Source organism: Streptomyces sp. NPDC021019 (assembly GCF_044333295.1).
Lineage (GTDB): Bacteria > Actinomycetota > Actinomycetes > Streptomycetales > Streptomycetaceae > Streptomyces.
Map to the genome: position 1 here is coordinate 1,372,206 of NZ_JBIRQR010000002.1, position 20,485 is coordinate 1,392,690.

Genomic DNA, 20,485 nt, shown 5'->3' on the forward strand with positions numbered 1-20,485 from the left:
CTCAGTTGAGCGAAGGGTCGTCCGGGTACGTGGCGATCATCGCGAGCTCGCTGCGCTGGCGGCGGAGCACCGCGCGCCAGAGCCGTTCGGGGCGCGGGGAGGAGACGTCGCCGGGCTCCGACTCGACCACGTACCACGCGCCCTCGTTCAGCTCGCCCTCCAGTTGACCGGGGCCCCAGCCCGCGTATCCGGCGAAGATCCGCAGCGAACCGAGGGCGGGGCCGAGCAGCTCCGGCGGGGTCTCCAGATCGACCAGACCGATCGCCCCGTGCACCCGCCGCCAGCCGAGCGGGCCCTCGTCGCCGGGTATCACCGCCACGCCGAGCGCGGAGTCGAGCGAGACCGGGCCACCCTGGAAGACGACGTCCGGCTCGCCGGTCAGGCTCGCCCAGGACGCGAGGATGTCGCCGACGCCGACCGGGGTCGGGCGGTTGAGGACCACGCCGAGGGAGCCCTCCTCGTCGTGGTCGAGGAGCAGCACCACCGCCCGGTCGAAATTCGGGTCCGTGAGGGCGGGTGCGGCCACGAGCAGCCGCCCTGTGAGCGAGGACACCTCCGTCATGGCAGGAATGATCCCGCATCTTCACCCTCCACGGGGGCCGAGTGACCGTGATGCCGCCCTCAGGAGAGCGAGCGCAGCTCAGGGCGCACGGAGGCACGGGGAGCGCACCGCCGGGCGGGGGCGCGGTGGGCCATCCGGACGGTAACCCTCCGCAAGATCGGGTGCGCGGAGGGTGTTGTGGCGGATTCATGACGTTCGTACACCCCCCTTCGCCTTACGGAAGGGGGGTAGGAGGCCATTACCCTTTTCGTTGGCCCCCTGCCCGACCACTCCGGAACGCGAGATACATGACCGGCACAGACGATGTCCTGCTTGTCCACGGCGGAACCCCGCTGGAGGGCGAGATCCGCGTCCGAGGCGCCAAGAACCTGGTGCCGAAGGCCATGGTCGCCGCGCTGCTCGGCAGCGGGCCCAGCCGCCTCCGCAACGTTCCCGACATCCGTGACGTACGGGTGGTCCGGGGGCTCCTCCAGCTCCACGGCGTGACCGTCCGACCCGGCGACGAGCCGGGCGAACTGATCCTCGACCCCTCGCACGTCGAGTCGGCGAACGTCGCCGACATCGATGCCCACGCGGGTTCTTCGCGCATCCCGATCCTGTTCTGCGGCCCGCTGCTGCACCGCCTCGGCCACGCCTTCATCCCGGGCCTGGGCGGCTGCGACATCGGCGGCCGGCCGATCGACTTCCACTTCGAGGTGCTGCGCCAGTTCGGCGCGACCATCGAGAAGCGGGCGGACGGTCAGTACCTGGAGGCCCCGCAGCGGCTGCGCGGCACCAAGATCCGGCTGCCGTACCCCTCGGTGGGCTCCACCGAGCAGGTGCTGCTCACCGCCGTCCTCGCCGAGGGCGTCACCGAGCTGTCCAACGCGGCGGTCGAGCCGGAGATCGAGGACCTCATCTGCGTACTGCAGAAGATGGGCGCGATCATCTCCGTGGACACCGACCGGACCATCCGGATCACCGGCGTCGACAAGCTCGACGGTTACACCCACCGGGCGATCCCGGACCGCCTGGAGGCGGCTTCCTGGGCGTCGGCGGCGCTGGCGACCGAGGGCAACATCTACGTGCGCGGCGCGCAGCAGCGCTCGATGATGACCTTCCTGAACACCTTCCGCCGGGTCGGCGGGGCCTTCGAGATCGACGACGAGGGCATCCGCTTCTGGCACCCGGGCGGCGCGCTGAACGCCATCGCGCTGGAGACGGACGTGCACCCCGGCTTCCAGACGGACTGGCAGCAGCCCCTGGTGGTCGCGCTGACGCAGGCCGCGGGCCTGTCGATCGTCCACGAGACGGTGTACGAGTCGCGGCTCGGCTTCACCTCCGCGCTCAACCAGATGGGCGCGCACATCCAGCTGTACCGCGAGTGCCTCGGCGGCTCGGACTGCCGCTTCGGCCAGCGCAACTTCCTGCACTCGGCGGTCGTCTCCGGACCCACCAGGCTCCAGGGCGCCGACCTGGTCATCCCGGACCTCCGGGGCGGCTTCTCGTACCTGATCGCGGCGCTGGCGGCGCAGGGCACCTCCCGGGTGCACGGCATCGACCTGATCAACCGCGGTTACGAGAACTTCATGGAGAAGCTGGAGAAGCTCGGCGCGAAGGTCGAACTGCCGGGCGGTTCGCTCGTCTGACCGTCCCCGTGCGCCCTGAGGACCGCACAGTGCTGCCGCACACAGCACTGCGCACCGCGCGGTTTCCGCGTGAGCGGCCCGCCGCCCCGGTTCCGGACTCGGAGCCGGGGCGGCGGGCTGTCGGGCGTCAGGAGGGCCCTGAAGGGCGCGTGAGCGGGCATGCGGGCACAGCGCCCCGGGGCGGTGCGCCCGCGATCCGCTCGAAGTGCCGGGTGAGGTGGAACCCGCCGTGTACGGGCCGCGCAACACCGTGGACAAGGCCCTCAAGGGGGCGCGGATGCACCTCTGAGCCCTCCGCGCCTTCGGGAGCCCCCGGATGCCCCGGGCATGGTGCGGGGGCTCCTGCGGGGCGCATGTGCCTCCGGCATGCGCGAGGGCGGCCACTCCTGGTCGGGAGTGGCCGCCCTCTGTTGCGCCGTTGAGGGTTACTTGCCCTTGGCGGCTTCCTTGAGCTTCGAGCCCGCGGAGACCTTCACGCTGTAGCCGGCGGGGATGTTGATCGGGTCGCCGGTCTGCGGGTTGCGAGCGGTGCGAGCGGCACGGTGGGTGCGCTCGAAGGTCAGGAAGCCGGGGATGGTGACCTTCTCGTCGCCCTTGGCGACGATCTCACCGACGGTCTCGGCGAGGGCGGCCAGCACGGCGTCGGCGTCCTTGCGCGTCACCTCGGCGCGGTCGGCCAGGGCGGCCACCAGCTCACTGCGGTTCATGTTGTTACTCCCGTGTTCTTCTTGCCTGTGAGGCGTGAGATCGAAGCCGATGCTGCCAGGGCCCTCTGACAGTCCCCGGACCCGGGTCTGATGTCAGACCCTCTCGCCCGATTACGCATCCTGCCCCCACCAGCGGCGGGAAAGCCAATCCGGAACCCTTCGGGGTCAAGGAAAAGCGCCACGGTTCGCTCGTGGTGACGCTCCGTCGACTTGGCCGAGCGGACCGCAGCGGATGCCGGGCCCCGCAGGGCCCACTGCCCGCCCACCCTAAAGGGGCGTTTGGGGCGCCGCGACCCGCGACGCGCCGTACGGCACGGGCGGGTGCGGCCCGGGTGCCCTTCGAGCGCCCCGTGAGACGCCCCCGAACCAGAAGGTCAGACGGATGCGGAGGGGGCTGTTCCGGTTCCCGCGGCGGCCTTCGCCGCGGCCCGGACGGCTCCGGCGACCGCGCCCGCCACCTTGTCGTTGAAGACCGAGGGGATGATGTAGTTCGCGTTGATCTCGTCCTCGGCGACCACGTCGGCCAGGGCGCCGGCCGCGGCGAGCATCATCTCCGTGTTGACGGTGCGGGACTGAGCGTCCAGCAGGCCGCGGAAAACACCCGGGAAGACCAGCACGTTGTTGATCTGGTTGGGGAAGTCCGAGCGACCGGTGGCGACGACCGCCGCCGTCTGACGGGCGACCGCGGGGTCGACCTCGGGGTCCGGGTTCGCGAGCGCGAACACGATCGCGCCGTCCGCCATCGCGGCGACGTCGTCGCCGTTCAGCACGTTCGGGGCGGAGACGCCGATGAAGACGTCGGCACCGGCCACGGCCTCCTTGAGAGTGCCGGTGACACCCTCCGGGTTGGTGTTGTCGGCGATCCAGCGCAGCGGGGAGTCGGGGTCGGCCGCGACCAGGTCCTCGCGTCCGGCGTGCACCACACCGTGGATGTCGGCGACGACGGCGTGCTTGACGCCGGCGGCGATGAGCAGCTTCAGGATGGCCGTACCGGCCGCTCCCGCGCCGGACATGACGACCCGTACGTCCCCGACGTTCTTGCCCACCACGCGCAGGGCGTTGGTGAGGGCGGCCAGCACGACGATCGCGGTGCCGTGCTGATCGTCGTGGAAGACGGGGATGTCGAGGGCCTCGCGCAGCCGGGCCTCGATCTCGAAGCAGCGCGGCGCGGAGATGTCCTCCAGGTTGATGCCCGCGAAGCCGGGGGCGATGGCCTTGACGATGGCGACGATCTCGTCGGTGTCCTGGGTGTCCAGGCAGATCGGCCAGGCGTCGATGCCGGCGAAGCGCTTGAAGAGGGCCGCCTTGCCCTCCATGACGGGCAGCGACGCCATCGGGCCGATGTTGCCGAGGCCGAGCACCGCGGAGCCGTCCGTCACAACTGCGACGGAGTTGCGCTTGATGGTGAGGCGGCGCGCGTCCTCGGGGTTCTCGGCGATGGCCATGCAGACCCGGGCGACGCCGGGGGTGTAGATCATCGACAGGTCGTCACGGTTGCGGATGGGGTGCTTGGACGCCATCTCGATCTTGCCGCCGAGGTGCATGAGGAACGTACGGTCGGAGACCTTGCCCAGCGTGACGCCCTCGATGCCGCGCAGACCTTCGACGATCTCGTCCGCGTGCGAGGTGGAGGTCGCGGCGATGGTGACGTCGATCCGCAGCATCTCGTGACCCGAGGCGGTCACGTCGAGGCCGGTGACCGAGCCCCCGGAGGACTCCACGGCCGTGGTGAGCTGGGAGACCGCGGTGCCGCTCGCGGGCACCTCCAGCCTGACCGTCATCGAGTACGAGACGCTGGGCGCCGTTGCCATGGCCGAGTCCTTCGCTTCCTGAGCTTCATTGCCGCACATCCGGAACCTTCGCTCCGGACACGCTCCCCGATCGTCGCACCTACCGACTGGTAGCCGGTAATGACTGCCGTCTTTCGGAAAGTAGTTTCCACCATACGAGAAACTACCCGTCCGGCGGAACCCCCAACGGGACCCGAACCGGCCGGATGGCCCGGGAAACAGGGAACAGAGCCCGGGAAAACAAGAACAGACCCGCGCCACCAGCAGGTGACGCGGGTCTGTCTTCTTCGGTTGGGTGGCACCGACCCGCCATGCTCGCCTCGCGGCAAGTGGTCGCTCGAAGCGACGAAGGTTGGGCCCGGGGGCTTGGATCGGGCCGGTGCCACTACCAAGGTAACAAAGACCCGCGAGAAGTGATTCCCGCGCGCGGGGTTGACTCGCGGGCCCCTTCGGCGTCAGTCCCTCAGCAGGTCCGGAACCCCGTCCTCGTCCGGCATGTCCCGCTCCCCCGAGACCACCGTGAGCTGCTGGGTCGCCCGGGTCAGCGCGACGTACAGCACCCGCAGACCGGCCGGGGACTCGTCCGCGATCTCCGCGGGCGAGACCACCACCGTGGCGTCGTACTCAAGCCCCTTGGCCTCCAGGCTGCCCAGCGCCACCACCCGCTCCCCCAGCTCCGCGAGCCACTCGCGGGCCTGGGCGCGCCGGTTCATCGCGACGACCACGCCGACCGTGCCGTCCACCTCCGCGAGCAGCCGCGCGGCCTCCTCGCGGACCGTGGCGGCCAGGTCCCCTTCGCGTACCGGCTCGAAGCGGGGCACCACCCCGGTCGAGCGGACCGCCGCCGGGGACTCCGTGCCGGGCATCGCCAGCGCCAGCACCTTCGCGGCCAGCTCCGCGATCTCCGCCGGGTTGCGGTAGTTGACGGTGAGCGTGAAGCGGCGGCGCGGTCTGGAACCGAGCGCCTCGTCCCGGGCGTCGGCCGCCTCGTCCGGGTCGGACCAGGAGGACTGGGCCGGGTCGCCGACGATCGTCCAGGTGGCGTGGCGGCCCCGGCGGCCGACCATGCGCCACTGCATCGGTGTGAGGTCCTGCGCCTCGTCGACGATGACGTGCGCGTACTCGGTACGCTCCGCCGCGAGCCGCTCGGCCCGCTCCCACTGGGTCTCCTCGCGCTGCGGCATCAGCTCCTCCAGACCGGTGAGCTGGTCCAGAGGGTCCGCCTCGCGCTTGCGGCGGGGCCGGTTCGGGGTGCCGAGCAGCGCCTGGAGCTCGTCCAGGAGCGCCACGTCGTGGACGGAGAGCGGCCCGCTGCCGTCCGCGGCGAGGCGCTTCAGCGACCGGGCCAGGCGGCGCACCTCGCCCTGGTTGAGGATGCGCCGGGCCCAGCGGCCGAGGCGTCGCTCGTCGGCCATCGCGGCCAGCACCCGGCGCGGCGTCAGTTCGGGCCACCAGGCGTCGAGGAACTCCAGGAACGGGGTCTCGGTGGAGACGTCCTCGTCGAACGACGAGCGCAGCTCCGCCACCAGCTGGGGGTCGGTGTACCGGCCGCGTCCGGAGGACTTGTTCCACAGGGCGTCCAGCAGCAGCTTGCGGGCGCGCGGGCGCAGCAGATTGACCGGGGCCGTGCCGCCCAGGGCGTTGTGCCGGATGCGCCGGAGCTCGTCGGCCTCCAACTCGACCCGGGCCCCGAAGGCGACGACGCGCAGCCGGTCCGGGGTCGTCGCGTCGCCGCTCTGTTCGGGCTCCTCGCCGAAGGAGAGCTGGCCCGCCTCCTCCTCCCGCGGGACCGCGGGCCGGCCCTGCTCCAGCGCGCCCCGGGCGGCCTTGCGCAGCACGTGGAGCATCCGGGAGGAACCCTTGATCCGGGCCACCGCCGGTTCGTCGTACGTCGTGGCGCCCTGGAGGCCCGCCGCGTCGTCGGACAGCGAACCGACCGCGCGGATCGCGACCTGGCCCTCCTCGCCGAGCGAGGGCAGCACCCCTTCGGTGTACGCGACGAGGAGCGGGGTGGGCGAGACGATCAGGATGCCGCCCGCGTACCGCCGCCGGTCCTGGTAGAGCAGATACGCCGCCCGGTGCAGGGCGACCGCGGTCTTGCCGGTGCCGGGGCCGCCGGTGACCTCGGTGACGGAGGCGGCGGGGGCCCGGATGACCAGGTCCTGTTCGGCCTGGATGGAGGAGACGATGTCCCGCATGGTGTGGCTGCGGGCCTGGCCGAGCGCCGCCATCAGCGCGCCGTCCCCGATCACCGGCAGCTTCTCGCCGTCCAGGAACGCCGTCAGCTCCGGGCGCATCAGGTCGTCCTCGACCCCGAGGACCTTGCGGCCCTTGGAGCGGATGACCCGGCGGCGAACGACGCGGCCCGGCTCCTTCGGGGTGGAGCGGTAGAACGGCGCGGCGGCCGGGGCGCGCCAGTCGATCACCAGCGGCGCGTAGTCGGAGTCCAGGACCCCGATCCGGCCGATGTGGAGCGTCTCCGCGATATCGGCGGTGGCGTCCTCCCGCACGGTGTCGTCGGCCGGCTCGACGGAGGTGTACGCGCCGTCCGGGCCGCGCTCCCCGTCCTTGCCGAGCAGCAGGTCGATCCTCCCGAAGAGGAAGTCCTCGAACTCGCTGTTCAGCCGGTTGAGGTGGATCCCCGCCCGGAACACCTGGGCGTCCCGCTCCGCGAGCGCGCCGGGGGTACCGACCTGGCCGCGCTTGACGGCGTCGTCCATAAGAAATTCCGCCTCGTGGATCTTCTCTTCGAGGCGGTGATAAACACGGTCGAGATGCTCCTGCTCGACACCGATTTCCCGGTCCCGCAGCGATTCGACAGCGGCATCCTGCGCGGCCACCGAGGCCCCCTTCTGACGTGCACTGGGCAGCCGTCAACCCTATAGCGAAGGGGGCCCCGAGCGCACCTGTCGACCGGGGGCCGATCGCGCGTCGCGTCGGGCCGGGGCCCGGTTCACCGGACGCCGGGCGGCATCTCCTTCACCGGACCGCGCCCGCCGGCCGCCCCCATGGTCCTGCGCCGGTGCCGGGCGACCCTTGCGCGGTTGCCGCACACCTCGCCGGAGCACCAACGGCGTCGTCCGCCGCGGGAGGTGTCCAGGTAGAGGCGGTGGCAGTCCTCGCCCTGGCAGCGGCGCAGGGCCGCCCGTGCGGCCGGGTCGGTGAGCAGGTCCACGGCGTCCCGGGCGACGACGGAGAGGAGCCCCGCGCAGTCGGGTGCCGTGCTCAGGGCCCGCACCAGGCCGCCGTCCGCGCCGCGCACCGCCCGGGGCCCAGGAGGCGCCCCGGAGGCCAGCAAGTTGACCCGCTCCAGCGCCCCGTCGGCCGCGGGACCGCCGAGCTGAGCCGCCATCAGGCGACCGACGGCGGAGCGCAGGTCGTGGAAGCGGGCCACCCAGGTGTCGTCCAGCGCCGGCAGCACGGTGCCCGGCGGTACGAGCCGGGCGTCGGTCAGCCACCGGGCCAGACGCTCGGGCCCGTCGAGCTGTTCGCAGCCCCCGGGCGCCCCGCCCGCGGGCTCCGTGGTCACCAGGTCGAGGCAGATCCGACCCGTGTCGAACCGCCACATCCGCGCACCCCTGCCCGCTGCCATGCTCCTGTCACCACCTTGGGTCACCGGTCGAACGGCCACCCCCCAGAGTGCCCCGGTCCGGGCCCGGCCGGAACCCCCGCCGCCGTCCCGGTGCGGGACCCGCCGCCGTACCGTGGCGGCCATGGATCACGAGGAGGAGACACCCATGGACCACCGGGACGGGAACGCCTTGCCCGGCCCCGGCGGGCTGCGGCTGCGCCGGTGGCGCGAGGAGGACCTGCCCGCGCTGCTGGAGGCGTACGAGGATTCGGCGATGCGGCGGTGGCTGGCCACCCAGGTCTCCGGGGCGGACGGGGCGGCCGACTGGCTGGCGGCGCAGCGCAGAGGATGGGCGACGGGCACCCGCTTCGCCTTCGCCGTGACCGAGGGCGGGCGGGACGGCGAACCGCTCGGCAACATCGTGCTGAAGCGGCCGGATCCGGGCGACGACCGCGCGGAGGTGGGCTACTGGACGACGGCCGCGGCGCGCGGCCGGGGCGTGGCGTCACGGGCCCTGACGGCGCTGACCGACTGGGCTTTCACAGAGTTCGCCGAACAGGGCCTGGCCAGGCTGGAGTTGATCCACCAGGTGGACAACGAGGCCTCGTGCCGGGTGGCGGAGAAGTGCGGCTACCCGCTGGCGCGGGTAATCCCGGCGCTGCCGCCCGACTACCCGCTGGACGGCCATGTGCACGCACGCGAGGCCCCCTCGGCGGCTCTCAGCCGGCCGGCGGCTCGTCGTGCAGAAGCCGCTGGAACAGGTGGTGGTCGCGCCAGCGGCCGTTGATGTGCAGATAGCCCGGCGCGGTGCCGATCCGCTCGAACCCGGCCTTGGCGAGCACCCGTTGGGAAGGGCCGTTGTCGGTGACGGTCGCCGCCTCGACGCGGTGCAGGCCCAGCCGGTCGCGGGCGGCGTCACAGACCGCTCCGACGGCCGCGGTGGCGAGACCGCGTCCGGCGTGGTCCGCGTCGACCCAGTAGCCGAGGCGGGCGTTGCGGTAGGGGCCCCGCTCGACTCCGGAGAGCGTGAAGGCGCCGATCACCCGGCCCTCGTCGTCCGCCAGCGCCCAGGGCACGGACCGCCCGGCGTCCCGGTCGGCCAGCAGGGCCCTGAGCCGGGCGGTCTGGCCCTCCACGGTGTAGAAGGTCTCGGGGCGTACGGGTTCCCAGGGGCGCATGTGCGCGCGGTTGCGGGTGAGGGCCGCGGCGAAGGCGGGCGCGTCGGTGATCGCGACGGGGCGGAAGGCCACGTCCGGGGCGATCCGGTGGAGGTGAACGGTCATCCGGTCACGTTAAGGCCGACCGAGAGGCGCTCGGGGCCGGCCTCGTCGACGGTGACGCACCGGGCGCTGGACGGCCGGTCCGGGCACGCGGGGCCGCTCAACGGCCGTACGCGACGCACCGGACCGCTCAACGGCCGATCCGGGCGCGCGGAGCCGCTCAACGGCCGTACGCGACGAACCGGACCGCTCAGCGGTCGTACTTCGTGTCCGCCGACGGGTCCAGCGCCAGCCGGTAGCCGCGCTTGACGACCGTCTGGATCAGCCGGGGCACGCCCAGCGCCGTGCGCAGCCGGGCCATCGCGGTCTCCACCGCGTGCTCGTCGGTGCCGCTGCCGGGCAGGACCCGCAGCAGGTCGGCGCGGGCCACCACCCAGCCGGGGCGGCGGGCCAGCGCGTGCAGCAGGGCCATGCCCGCGGGCGGCACCGCGCGCAGCTCGTCGTCGACGAGGACGGCGTGGCCCCGGATCTCGACCCGGTGGCCGGCGACGGGCAGGGTGCGGGCGCCGAGCGGAAGCCGGGCGCACATCAGCTGGACGAGGGGGCCGAGCCGGAAACGTTCCGGCTGGAGGGTGTCGATGCCCCGGGCCTGGAGCGGGAGGGCGGTGACCGGTCCGACGCAGGCGACCAGCACGTCGTCCCGCAGGGCGCCGAGGATCTCCGGAAGCACTCCGCGGGTCTCGGCGCGGCCCAGGAACGAGGCGGCGGCGGGGGCGCTGGTGAAGGTGATCGCGTCCAGGCCCCGGGCGGCCGTGACGTCGAGCATCCGGTCGAGCGGAGCGATGTCCTGCGGGGGCATCCAGCGGTAGACGGGGACGACGACGACGTCGGCGCCCGCGGCCGTCAGGGACTCGACGAACCCGGGCAGCGGTTCGCCGTGCAGCTGGAGGGCGATCCGGCGGCCGGCGACGCCTTCGGCGAGGAGCCGGTCGAGGACCTCGGCCATCGATTCGGACCCGGGCGACCAGGCCTCGGTCAGCCCGGCGGCTCGGACGGCGCCCTTGACCTTGGGGCCCCGGGCGAGGAGTTCGACCCCGCTCAGCGTCTTCAGCAGGGCGTCGCCGACGCCCCAGCCGTCGGCCGCCTCGATCCAGCCGCGGAAACCGATGGCGGTGGTGGCGACCGCCACGTCGGGGGCGTGGCGGATCAGCTGCCTGGTGGCGGCGAGGAGTTCGCTGTCGTCGGCGAGCTGCACGATCCGCAGGGCGGGGGCGTGCAGGACGGCGGCCCCGCGGCGTTCGAGGAGGGTGGCGAGCTCCTCGGCGCGGCGGGCGGCGGTCACCCCGACGGTGAAGCCCGCGAGGGGGCCGTGCGTTGTGTCGTCGTCCTGCATGGCGTGTTCCCGGCTCCCGTGGTTCCGCTGGTACGCGAGGTGCGAAGGCCCGAGACTGTCAACGGTGCGTGACAGGCTCGGTTCCCCCGTATTTCCCGGCCGTTACGTCGTACGCCGTCGGGATGTCGTCATGGTGTCCCGTGCTCGCTCCGGCGGACAGGGCCTACACCTCCGCGTAGCCGAGCCGGCCCCGTGTGGGCACGGGCGCGGGACGGCGAAGGTATACCGCCCAGGTGAGGGTGGTGCACACCCCGTAGAAGGCGAGGAAGGACCAGAAGGCCGCGGTTCCGGTGCCGGTGGCCTGGAAGGACTGGCGGAAGGCGAGGTTGATGGCCAGGCCGCCGAGCGCGCCGACGGCCCCGATGAGTCCCATGGCCGCGCCGGAGAGCCGTCGTCCGTGGGCGGCGGCGGCCTCCGCGTCGAGCCCCTTGGCAAGGGCCTTGGCGTGGAAGATGCCGGGGATCATCTTGTACGTCGATCCGTTGCCGAGGCCCGTCAGGACGAACAGGGCGGTGAAGCCGGTGAGGAAGACGGGTAGTGAGGCGTTCCCCGAGGCCTGGATGACGACGCCGGTGGCGGCGGCCATCGCGGCGAAGGTGGCCAGGGTGATGCGCGCGCCGCCGTACCGGTCGGCGAGCCGGCCTCCGACGGGCCGGATCAGGGAGCCCAGCAGCGGGCCGATGAAGGTGAGCGAGGCGGCCTGGAGCGGGGTCCGGCCGAACTGGGTCTGGAGCACCAGGCCGAAGGCGAAGCTGTAGCCGATGAACGAGCCGAAGGTGCCGATGTAGAGGACCGCCATGATCCAGGTGTGCGGGTCGCGGACGGCTTCCAGCGCGGCCCCGGTGTCGTTCTTCACGGGCCGGAGGTTGTCCATGTACAGGGCGGCGCAGACGCCGGCCAGGACGATCAGCGGGAGGTACACGCCGAGGACGATCCGGGGGTGCGAGGCCCCCAGCGTGCCGATGACGAGCAGGCCGACGAGCTGGACGACGGGGACGCCGATGTTGCCGCCGCCCGCGTTCAGGCCGAGCGCCCAGCCCTTCTCGCGCAGCGGGAAGAAGGCGTTGATGTTGGTCATCGACGAGGCGAAGTTGCCGCCGCCGATCCCGGTGAGCGCCGCGACCGCGACGAAGGTGGCGTACGAGGTCCCGGGCTCCATCACCCAGAACGCGGCGAGGGTCGGGACGAGCAGGCTCACCGCGCTGAAGATCGTCCAGTTGCGGCCGCCGAACCGGGCGACGGCGAAGGTGTACGGCACCCGCACCAGGGCGCCGACGAGGGTGGCGGTCGAGATGAGGAAGAACTTCCCGGCCGGGTCGATGCCGTACTCCGGTCCCATGAACAGGACCATCACCGACCAGAGGGTCCAGATGGAGAATCCGATGTGTTCGGAGAGCACGGAGAACCACAGGTTGCGGCGGGCGACGCGTTCGCCCTTCTCCCGCCAGAACGTCTCGTCCTCCGGCTCCCAGGTCTCGATCCAGCGGCCTGCCATCACGCGCCTCCACAGGGGGTCGGGGTGGTGTCCCCGTCGCTTCGGGGTGTCGTCCCGACGCTAGGGAGCCCGCGTTTCGGCGTGGTGCCGTGAGGTGACCGGTGGGCAACCTTGCTCTCACCGGGCCCCTCCCGGCCCGGTGAGGTGCGGTGCCCGCTACCGCCCGCCGTCCGGCCAGAGCCGCGGCCGGCGCTTGGCGGCGACGTCCTCGGCCCAGCCGAAGGCGAGGACGCAGAGCGCGATGAGGGCCCAGGCGATCAGCAGCACGGGCACCCAGCTCTCCAGCAGCCAGGGCACGTTCTCGCTGAGGGCGTCGACGGACCAGAGCCGGTCGTAGAGCGTGGCGGCGGCCAGGATGCAGACGTTGTGCCACAGGTAGACGGTCACCGCCCGCGAGTTGAGCAGGGTGATGGGCCGGTCGAAGGCGCGCAGCCGCTTCGGCCACTCGGTCCAGGTGGGGCTGAGGTGCAGCAGGAGCAGGACACAGCCGAAGGACCACAGGGCCTGGGCGAGCGGGATGGAGTCCAGGTCGAAGCCGCTGCGGAAGCCCTCGTGGCTCGCCCACCACAGCCCCGCGCCCGCGAGGAGTGGCGCGATCGACGGCACGACGTAGGCGGGCAGCCGTTTCAGGACGCCTTCCTGGTGGGCCATGCCGAGGACCCAGCAGGCGCCGAACGTGGAGAAGTCGGTGATCGCGGAGTCGAGGCGTTCGGTGGAGGAGAACAGCTCCAGGCGCATGACGACGGCCAGGGCGAGCGGCGCGAGCAGCGTCGCCCAGGGCAGCCTGCGCAGGCCGCGCAGGATGAGCGGGGAGAACAGGACGAACCACAGGTAGGCCCGGATGTACCAGAGCGGCCCGGCCAGCTCCTCGGGCCAGCCCCCGCCGAGGAATCCGTCGATGCCCGCCACGTCGTACGCGTACGGCGGATCGCTGAGCGGCAGCACCCAGTACAGCAGGTGTTGCCACCACCAGCCGGGGTGGCCCTCGGCGTCCGGGCCCCAGCCCTGGGCGGCCATGCCGGTGACGCCGATCGCGCCGAGCAGCCACAGCGGTGGCAGGAGCCGGCGGACCCGGCCCCGGATCACCTGGACGGCGGGCCGCTTCAGCGAGCGCGCCATCAGCGTCCCGGCCAGGGCGAACATGACGCCCATCGAGGGGAAGACGACGGGCAGCCAGGCCCAGCCGGTCAGGTGGTAGAGGACCACGCGGAAGAGGGCGAGGGCCCGCAGCAGGTCGAAGTACCGGTCGCGGACGGGCTTCACGGGCGCGGGCGGCGGGACCCCGATGTCCGGGCCGACGGTCCTGGGCAGGGGCGGGGCGGTCATACGTACGGCCTCCGGTCCACAGCTCCGGCGGCGTCCCCGGGTCCCTGCGGGTGCCGGCCGGACGTGCCGCCGGGAGCCTCCACCGCGCCCGTGCGGCGCAGCTTCTGCCAGCGCAGCCGGCCGCCGGTGAGCGCGGTGATCCAGGACTGGAGCAGGACGACGTACATGAGCTGGCGGTAGAGGATCTGCTGGAGCGGCAGCGAGATCAGGTGCGTCATGCGCTCCTTGTCCAGCCGGAACGCGTAGGCGGCGCAGACCGCCTGGACGACCAGGACGCCGAACCACGCGGCGACGGTCTTGCCGGTGGGGCCAAAGACCAGCCCGTACAGCAGGAACACGTCGATCAGGGGGGCCAGCAGCGGGGCGAGCACCATGAAGAGGGAGACGAACGGCAGCCCGACCCGTCCGAAGCGGCCCGACGGCCCGCGTTCGACGACCGCGCGGCGGTGCTTCCAGATGGCCTGCATGGTGCCGTAACTCCACCGGTAGCGCTGCGACCACAGCTGCTGCACGGACTCCGGGGCCTCGGTCCAGGCGCGGGCGTTCTCCGCGTAGACGACGCGCCAGCCGTCCCGGTGCAGGGCCATGGTGACGTCGGTGTCCTCGGCGAGGGTGTCCTCGCTCATTCCGCCGACCCGGTCCAGGGCCTCGCGGCGGAACGCGCCGACGGCCCCGGGGATGGTGGGCATGCAGCCCAGGACGTCGTACATCCGGCGGTCCAGGTTGAAGCCCATCACGTACTCGATGTGCTGCCAGGCGCCGATGAGGGAGTCACGGTTGCCGACCTTGGCGTTGCCCGCGACGGCTCCGACCCGGGGGTCCCCGAAGGGCTGGACCAGCTCACGGACGGTGGACGGTTCAAAGACCGTGTCGCCGTCCATCATCACGACGATGTCGTAACGGGCATGCCGGATGCCGTTGTTGAGGGCCGCGGGTTTGCCCGCGTTCCGCTGGCGCACGACCCGTACGCGGGGCAGCCGCATCGCCTCGACGAGGTCGGCGGTGCCGTCGGTCGAGCCGTCGTCGATGACGATGATCTCGATTCTGTGCTCACTGGCGGCCAGGGAGCGCACGGTCGCCTCGATGCACGCGCTTTCGTTGTACGCGGGGACGAGGACGGAGACCGGGCGGGTGACGGGCGGGCCCCAGCTGAAGCTCCTGCGGCGGACCTTGCGCGCGTGCAGGAAGGAGAGCAGCAGCATCAGCCCGAAGCGGGCCAGGACCAGGACGCCGATGACGGCGAGGCCGACGACCAGGACGCCGGTGATCCGCTCGGACACGGCGACGGCGGCGACGAACGCCTTGCCCTTCCACAGCGCGAACCCGGTGACCGGGGTGTGCGCGCTGGGGGCGTCGAGGGCGGTGGTGAGACGGGTGAAGGTGTAGCCCCGCTCCTTGAGGTCCGGCAGCAGGGTGTCGAGCGCGGCCACGGTCTGCGAGCGGTCGCCGCCCGAGTCGTGCATCAGGATGATCGCGCCCTTGCCGTCCTTCGGCGTGGCCCGCTCGACGATGGCGCGTACCCCCGGGCGCTTCCAGTCCTCGCTGTCGGTGTCGTTGACGACGGTGAGATAGCCGCGGCTGCCGATGTACTCCGTGACGGGCCAGGACGTGTTGTCCATGGCGTACGAGAAGGAGGAGTACGGCGGACGGAAGAGCGAGGTGCGGATGCCCGCCGCGCCCGCCAGCGCCAGCTGGTTCTGCGACAGCTCCCAGTCGACGCGCGCGGTGGACTGGTGGGAGAGGTCGGGGTGGTTGAAGGTGTGCAGCCCGATCTCGTGCCCCTCGGCGACCATCCGCTCGACCAGCCCGGGGTACCGGGCGGCCATGTTGCCGGTGACGAAGAAGACGCCGTGGGCGTCGTACTCCTTCAGCTTGTCGAGCACCTTCGGCGTCCAGACCGGGTCCGGGCCGTCGTCGAAGGTCAGGACGATCCGGCGGTCGGGCACGCGCAGGGTCTTGGCGTCACCGGAGCGGGCGTCGATGACGGGACCGCCGGAGAGGACGTCGTCGGGCACCTGGGTGGTGCGGTCGGCGCCGTGGACCCGGTGGTCGGCGAGGATCTCGTTGTGCACGTATCCGCGCAACATCAGCATCGCGAGCAGGGCGACGAGGAACGTCGTCGGCAGGAGGTAGCGCAGGGGGAGCCTGTACCGGCTCCGGCCGCGTGGTGCTCTCCTCGGTCTGCCGTTCCCGCCCCGCGTGGCGGGGGAGTTCATCTACGGGGCGCTCTCTTCTTGCACCGGCTGGCCGGGAGTCTCGGCGGGAGGGGTCGTCGTCGGGACGGACGGCTCCGGCTCGGGGGACGGTGGTGAGGGGTCGACCGGTGGTTCGGCGGTCGAGGCCGTGGGGCCCGGTTCCGTGCCGCCGTCCGCACCGTCCGCGCCGCCCGCCCCGGAGGAACGGGACGGGCCGGCGGTGACGGACGCGGAGGGGCCCCCGGCCGATCCGGCGGGCACCCGTACGGAGGTGGCCGACGGGGTCGCGTCGCGGAGCGTGCCGGACTCCTCGGTCGCCGCGGGGCCCACGGCGCTGGGACCGGGCTCCGGCGGGGCGTCGCCGGACGGGCCGCCGGCGGTGTCGGCGGGCGCGGGGGCCTCCTCGGCCTGCTCCGCCTCCGCCTTCTCCCCGGCCTCGGACAGGGGCAGCCAGGGGGCGCTGGAGTTGCCGCCGAGGAGGGCGAGGACCAGCGTCACGGCGTAGGCGACGCAGACCGAGGCCAGGACCCAGCCGAGGCGTCGGAAGGTCTTGCCGCGGCGGCCGCTCTCGTCCACGAACACGGGGCCGTCGGTGCCGTCCGGTGGGGCGGGTTCGCCGGGCAGTTCGGCGAGCTGACGGCCCAGCCCGTCGAGCTGGATCGTCGCGTCGTCGGGCTCATGCGTGTGCCCGGTTCTCTGACCTTCGCGCCAATTGTCCACAAGTGCAGCCCATCCCCCACTCAAGAATCAGGTGCATGAGAATTGACTGGTTCTTTACTGTTGGACTGGGCCCCCACCCGTCCACGAACCCGGTCTTCCCGCACCCGGACGATGAATGTAGCGCACGACGTTGACGCCCAAGTGCCCCTGAACGGAGTTGATCAGGAATGGTTGCGCATCAGTGACCGATCCCCCTCGGGAAGCCACGATCCGGGCGGGCGGATCATCCACCCTTCAGCAAGGGCCAACTGGTCAGCAGCGCTACGCAACGCGTCTACGCCGGGGTGGTTCAGACCCTTGCGCCAGACCAGCGCCAGCGGCGAAAGCGGAACCGGGTCGACGAGCGGGCGCAGCACCGTTCCCGGCAGCGCCGGGAAGTCGACGACGGCGAGCACGGGGTGTCCCCCCTTCGACATGACCCGCTGAAATTCAGCCACGCCCACGGCGAGCGGAACGGGTGGGGCCATGGTGACGCCCCACTCGGCGAACAGCAGGGTGGCGAGGTCCGTCCACTCCCGTGTCCGCTCATTGCCGGCCCCCGCGTAGACGGTCTCGCCGGCCAGCTCGGCCAGGGTGACGACCTCCCGCGCGGCGAGGGGATGGGAGACGGGGAGCATCAGGGCCATCGGCTCGTACCGCACGGGGTGCACGGAAAGTCCCGCGCGCACCGCGGGGGCCAGGCCGGCGGCCCGGCCGAAGGAGGCGTCGAGCCGGCCGGCCAGGATCTCACCGGCGGCCCAGGTGAGGCCCGACTCGAACCGGGCCATCAGCTCGCACTCCGGCAGCAGTTCGCGGGCGCGCTCCAGCACCCGGGCCGCGGTCGCGCCGTCGCTGTTCAGGTCGACGAGCAGCGGCCGGGCGGGCGCACCGCTGAAGGCCCCGACAAGTTCGGCGTGCGCGTCGAGCACCTGGCGGGCGTACGGAAGCAGACGTTCCCCCTCCGGGGTGAGCCCGACCTGCCGGGTCGTACGGACGAACAGCTCGGCGCCCAGCTCGCGCTCCAGCCGCCGGATGTCCCGGCTCAGCGCCTGCTGCGCGACGAAGAGGCGGGCGGCGGCCCGGGTGAAGTGCAGTTCGTCGGCGACGGCGAGGAAGGCGCGCAGGAGACGGGGGTCGATGTCGGGGGGAGGCACAGCGCGAATCTACAGCGCGGGACGCTATTCACAACACAGGCGCGTGAATCGGCGCGGAGAAGGTGTTGGACCCGGGCGGCGCCCCACGGTCAGCCTGGCCGTATGCCGATATCGCCCGCCACCGCCCGCCAGGAGTCCGTTCCTCACCAGGAGTCCGTTCCTCCCTCGGAGTCCGCTCCCCGACCGGAGTCCGTTCCTCACCCGTTGTCCGCTCCCCGACGGGAGCCCGTTCCTCACCCGGAGACCGTTCCCCGGCCGGCCGCGTCCCGACACGCCGTCATGCCCGGGCCCGGCCCGTCCTCGCGCCGGCTCGCCGCTCCCCGGCCCGTCCCCGCCACCCGCCCGGACCGGGCCGCCGGACCGCCGTCCGCTCCCCTGCTCACCGTCTCCGGCGGTCAGCTGGTCGCGGCCCCGCGCTCCGTACCCGGGAGGGCCGGAGGCGCTGGGCGGACCGGGAGCGCGGGGCGCCGACGGTCGTCCAACCCGTACCTCCGGCTGCTGGCCACGCCCGGGGCGCGGGCGTTCACGGCGGGCAACCTGATCGCCCGGCTGCCGATGGGGATGTTCAGCGTCAGCGCGGTCATCATGATCGCCGGGTCCCGGGGTTCGTACGCCCTGGCCGGGGCCGTCACCGCGACCGGGTTGGCCGCGACGGCGGTCGTCGCGCCCTTCACCGCCCGGCTCGTGGACCGCTTCGGCCAGGCGCGCGTCGCGGTGCCCGCCACCGCGCTCGCCGTGCTGGGGTCCCTGGCCCTGGTCCTCTGCGTGCACTACGGGGCCCCGGCCTGGACGCTGTTCGGCGCGTACGCCGCGACGGCCACGACCCCGAACACCGGCGGGATGTCGCGGGCCCGCTGGGCGCATCTGCACCGGGGCGACCCGGCGGCCCTGCACACCGCGAACTCCTTCGAGCAGGCCGCCGACGAGCTGTGCTTCATGCTGGGCCCGGTGCTCGCCGCGACGCTCTGCGGTGCGCTGTTCCCGGAGGCGGGCACCCTGGTGGGGGCGGTGCTGCTGATGAGCGGCGTCCTGGTCTTCGCCGCCCAGCGCGCCACGCAACCGCCCGTCACCCCCCGCACGACGGCCGTGGCCTCGCCCCTGCGGACGCCGGGGGTGCCCGCGCTGCTGGCGGTCTTCCTCGCCACGGGGGCGGTGTTCGGGGCGCTGGAGGTGGTCTCCATCGCGCATGCCGGGGGCGCCGTCCTGGCGCTCCAGGCGGCCGGGTCCTGCGCGGCGGGCCTGGTCTACGGTTCGCTGCGGCCCGCCCGGAACGTCCGCCTCAGGCTGCTGCTGTGCCTGGCCGGGATGACGGTGCTGATGTCCCTGCCGCTGCTGGCCGCCACCGGCTCCGCCTCCCTGCCGGTCCTGGCGCTCTGCCTGCTGGTGGCGGGGGCGGCGACCGCGCCGACGATGGTCACGGGCATGACGCTGGTCCAGCAGTCCACGCGCCCGGAGCAGTTGAACGAGGGGATGACGCTCGCGGTGACCGCGCTGCTGGGCGGGATCGCGGCCGGGGCGGCGGCCGGCGGCTGGCTGGTCGAGCACGCGGGCACCGTCACCGGCTACGCGGCCCCGATGTCCGCGGCGGCCCTCGCCCTGGTCATCGCGGGCGCGGGGACGGCGGTGCGGCGAGGCAGCCGTGCGGTATGACGAGCGAAGAGCGGGCACGACAGGCGCCGGGCACGAAAAAAGCCTCCGCCCCGCGAGTGAACTCGCGGGGCGGAGACTTACATGGGGTGGTGGAGATGGCGGGAATCGAACCCGCGTCCAACGGTGCGGAACCAGGGCTTCTCCGAGTGCAGTTCGCTGCGCTTTTCTCGGCCCCGGAGGTCACGCGAACAAGCCTCCGACAGGCCCAGCCACTGTTTGATTTCCTTCTCGGCCCCGTGGCCGGGCCGAGAAGTTTAGATCCCTAGTTGATGCCAGGATCCGGGTCGGGATCACCCCCGGGCTGACACTCCGCAGAGTCTTCGCTTAGCTGCTAATTAGGCAGCGAGGGCGAAGGCGGAGGAATCGCGCTTGGAATTGGCGATTATTGTTTGCGACATATGGTTTACGAGATCATTGCCGCTTCCTCGACTCGCTTCCCCTGCTTCGACATCCGCTGTCGAAACCGATCATCCCCATGTTGATTTTTCAAAACGCGCACCTTCGCTGAGGTGCACGGCCCATCGTACGTGACCAACGCCGGACGATGCCACTGTATTCCCGCCCGGTCGCCGCCCCCGCCGGGACAGGCCCCGCTCAGGCGCTGCGCTGCCGTCGGCGGGCCGCCGAGATGGCGCGGTTCGTCTCCCGCGTGTCCTGCTTCTCGCGCAGCGTCTGCCGCTTGTCGTACTCCTTCTTGCCCTTCGCCAGCGCGATCTCGACCTTGACCCGGCCGTCCTTGAAGTACAGCGCGAGCGGCACGATCGTGTGGCCGCTCTCCTGCGACTTCGACGCCAGCTTGTCGATCTCGGCCCGGTGCAGCAGCAACTTCCGCTTCCGCTTGGCCGTGTGGTTGGTCCAGGTGCCCTGGACGTACTCGGGTACGTGGATGTTGTGGAGCCAGGCCTCGTGGTCGTCGATCTGGACGAAGCCGTCGACCAGGGAGGCCCGTCCCATGCGCAGGGACTTGACCTCCGTACCCATGAGGACGAGGCCGCACTCGTAGGTGTCGAGGATCGTGTAGTCGTGCCGCGCCTTCTTGTTCTGCGCGATCATCTTGCGCCCGGTGTCTTTTTCCTTCGCCATAGTGCGGTCATT

Annotated in this window: 16 protein-coding genes and 1 other RNA gene; 3 read left to right on the forward strand and 14 right to left on the reverse strand. The window is 72.3% G+C overall.

The features are described 5' to 3' along the window. Position 1: 1 nt before the first annotated feature. Positions 2–562 carry a YqgE/AlgH family protein gene (locus tag ACH4RG_RS17205; RefSeq protein WP_018958443.1) on the reverse strand — a complete coding sequence of 187 codons (561 nt, stop codon included), beginning with the start codon at positions 560–562 and terminating at the stop codon, positions 2–4. A gap of 287 nt (positions 563–849) precedes the next feature. Between ACH4RG_RS17205 and murA the strand changes: the two genes are divergently transcribed. Further along, a complete protein-coding gene (gene murA, locus ACH4RG_RS17210; protein ID WP_018958442.1) occupies positions 850–2,190 on the forward strand; it encodes a UDP-N-acetylglucosamine 1-carboxyvinyltransferase in 1,341 nt (446 codons plus the stop codon). Between the two features lie 425 nt (positions 2,191–2,615). Here murA and ACH4RG_RS17215 read toward each other — a convergent pair whose 3' ends face one another. The 4 genes from ACH4RG_RS17215 to ACH4RG_RS17230 all read right to left on the reverse strand — a co-directional run bounded on the left by ACH4RG_RS17215 (position 2,616) and on the right by ACH4RG_RS17230 (position 8,279). Further along, entirely contained in the window at positions 2,616–2,897 is a 282-nt protein-coding gene (locus tag ACH4RG_RS17215; protein ID WP_003968811.1) for an HU family DNA-binding protein, read from the reverse strand. 374 nt (positions 2,898–3,271) lie between these two features. Next, on the reverse strand, positions 3,272–4,708 hold the full coding sequence (locus tag ACH4RG_RS17220; RefSeq protein ID WP_397927896.1) for an NAD-dependent malic enzyme: 1,437 nt from the start codon (positions 4,706–4,708) through the stop codon (positions 3,272–3,274). 434 nt (positions 4,709–5,142) lie between these two features. Next, positions 5,143–7,527: a HelD family protein gene (locus ACH4RG_RS17225; protein ID WP_397917149.1), complete on the reverse strand. Its 2,385-nt coding sequence runs from the start codon at positions 7,525–7,527 to the stop codon at positions 5,143–5,145. 113 nt (positions 7,528–7,640) lie between these two features. Further along, positions 7,641–8,279 carry a CGNR zinc finger domain-containing protein gene (locus ACH4RG_RS17230; protein ID WP_398539755.1) on the reverse strand — a complete coding sequence of 213 codons (639 nt, stop codon included), beginning with the start codon at positions 8,277–8,279 and terminating at the stop codon, positions 7,641–7,643. Positions 8,280–8,424: 145 nt separating this feature from the next. Between ACH4RG_RS17230 and ACH4RG_RS17235 the strand changes: the two genes are divergently transcribed. Then, entirely contained in the window at positions 8,425–9,045 is a 621-nt protein-coding gene (locus ACH4RG_RS17235; RefSeq protein WP_398539790.1) for a GNAT family N-acetyltransferase, read from the forward strand. Here the strand turns inward: ACH4RG_RS17235 and ACH4RG_RS17240 are convergent. The 7 genes from ACH4RG_RS17240 to ACH4RG_RS17270 all read right to left on the reverse strand — a co-directional run bounded on the left by ACH4RG_RS17240 (position 8,978) and on the right by ACH4RG_RS17270 (position 17,740). Continuing rightward, positions 8,978–9,541 (reverse strand): GNAT family N-acetyltransferase, encoded by a 564-nt coding sequence (locus ACH4RG_RS17240; protein WP_397917151.1) that lies wholly within the window; start codon positions 9,539–9,541, stop codon positions 8,978–8,980. The genes ACH4RG_RS17235 and ACH4RG_RS17240 overlap by 68 nt on opposite strands. A 187-nt stretch (positions 9,542–9,728) precedes the next feature. Further along, positions 9,729–10,871, reverse strand: coding sequence for a uroporphyrinogen-III synthase (locus ACH4RG_RS17245; RefSeq protein WP_397917152.1), 1,143 nt, complete (start codon positions 10,869–10,871; stop codon positions 9,729–9,731). 163 nt (positions 10,872–11,034) lie between these two features. Continuing rightward, a complete protein-coding gene (locus tag ACH4RG_RS17250) occupies positions 11,035–12,366 on the reverse strand; it encodes a nitrate/nitrite transporter (RefSeq protein WP_397917153.1) in 1,332 nt (443 codons plus the stop codon). A 156-nt stretch (positions 12,367–12,522) separates the two neighbouring features. Beyond that, complete coding sequence (locus ACH4RG_RS17255; RefSeq protein ID WP_397917154.1) at positions 12,523–13,692, reverse strand: acyltransferase family protein; 1,170 nt, start codon at positions 13,690–13,692, stop codon at positions 12,523–12,525. Then, entirely contained in the window at positions 13,689–15,908 is a 2,220-nt protein-coding gene (locus ACH4RG_RS17260) for a glycosyltransferase (RefSeq protein WP_397917155.1), read from the reverse strand. The genes ACH4RG_RS17255 and ACH4RG_RS17260 overlap by 4 nt, the downstream gene beginning before the upstream one ends. After that, entirely contained in the window at positions 15,909–16,607 is a 699-nt protein-coding gene (locus tag ACH4RG_RS17265) for a hypothetical protein (protein WP_397917156.1), read from the reverse strand. Between the two features lie 161 nt (positions 16,608–16,768). Continuing rightward, positions 16,769–17,740, reverse strand: a complete 972-nt coding sequence (locus ACH4RG_RS17270) for a LysR family transcriptional regulator (protein ID WP_398539756.1) — start codon at positions 17,738–17,740, stop codon at positions 16,769–16,771. 279 nt (positions 17,741–18,019) lie between these two features. On the opposite strand from ACH4RG_RS17270, the gene ACH4RG_RS17275 reads away from it, so the two are divergent. Next, the gene (locus ACH4RG_RS17275; protein ID WP_398539757.1) at positions 18,020–19,390 is read left to right on the forward strand and encodes an MFS transporter; all 1,371 of its coding nucleotides are present in this window, start codon (positions 18,020–18,022) and stop codon (positions 19,388–19,390) included. Positions 19,391–19,477: 87 nt separating this feature from the next. Here ACH4RG_RS17275 and ssrA read toward each other — a convergent pair. Together ssrA and smpB are read right to left on the reverse strand one after the other, a co-directional pair. Then, positions 19,478–19,865: a transfer-messenger RNA gene (ssrA, locus tag ACH4RG_RS17280) on the reverse strand. 119 nt (positions 19,866–19,984) lie between these two features. Further along, positions 19,985–20,473, reverse strand: a complete 489-nt coding sequence (gene smpB, locus ACH4RG_RS17285; RefSeq protein ID WP_397917159.1) for an SsrA-binding protein SmpB — start codon at positions 20,471–20,473, stop codon at positions 19,985–19,987. Positions 20,474–20,485 lie beyond the last annotated feature (12 nt).

Bases quoted from the DNA above. Each gene is read 5' to 3' on its own strand.
- ACH4RG_RS17260 (WP_397917155.1), bottom strand. From the start codon at position 15,908: ATGAACTCCCCCGCCACGCGGGGCGGGAACGGCAGACCGAGGAGAGCA.
- murA (WP_018958442.1), top strand. From the start codon at position 850: ATGACCGGCACAGACGATGTCCTGCTTGTCCACGGCGGAACCCCGCTG.
- smpB (WP_397917159.1), bottom strand. From the start codon at position 20,473: ATGGCGAAGGAAAAAGACACCGGGCGCAAGATGATCGCGCAGAACAAG.
- ACH4RG_RS17230 (WP_398539755.1), bottom strand. From the start codon at position 8,279: ATGGCAGCGGGCAGGGGTGCGCGGATGTGGCGGTTCGACACGGGTCGG.
- ACH4RG_RS17250 (WP_397917153.1), bottom strand. From the start codon at position 12,366: ATGGCAGGCCGCTGGATCGAGACCTGGGAGCCGGAGGACGAGACGTTC.
- ACH4RG_RS17215 (WP_003968811.1), bottom strand. From the start codon at position 2,897: ATGAACCGCAGTGAGCTGGTGGCCGCCCTGGCCGACCGCGCCGAGGTG.
- ACH4RG_RS17205 (WP_018958443.1), bottom strand. From the start codon at position 562: ATGACGGAGGTGTCCTCGCTCACAGGGCGGCTGCTCGTGGCCGCACCC.
- ACH4RG_RS17245 (WP_397917152.1), bottom strand. From the start codon at position 10,871: ATGCAGGACGACGACACAACGCACGGCCCCCTCGCGGGCTTCACCGTC.
- ACH4RG_RS17235 (WP_398539790.1), top strand. From the start codon at position 8,425: ATGGACCACCGGGACGGGAACGCCTTGCCCGGCCCCGGCGGGCTGCGG.
- ACH4RG_RS17240 (WP_397917151.1), bottom strand. From the start codon at position 9,541: ATGACCGTTCACCTCCACCGGATCGCCCCGGACGTGGCCTTCCGCCCC.
- ACH4RG_RS17275 (WP_398539757.1), top strand. From the start codon at position 18,020: ATGCCCGGGCCCGGCCCGTCCTCGCGCCGGCTCGCCGCTCCCCGGCCC.
- ACH4RG_RS17255 (WP_397917154.1), bottom strand. From the start codon at position 13,692: ATGACCGCCCCGCCCCTGCCCAGGACCGTCGGCCCGGACATCGGGGTC.
- ACH4RG_RS17220 (WP_397927896.1), bottom strand. From the start codon at position 4,708: ATGGCAACGGCGCCCAGCGTCTCGTACTCGATGACGGTCAGGCTGGAG.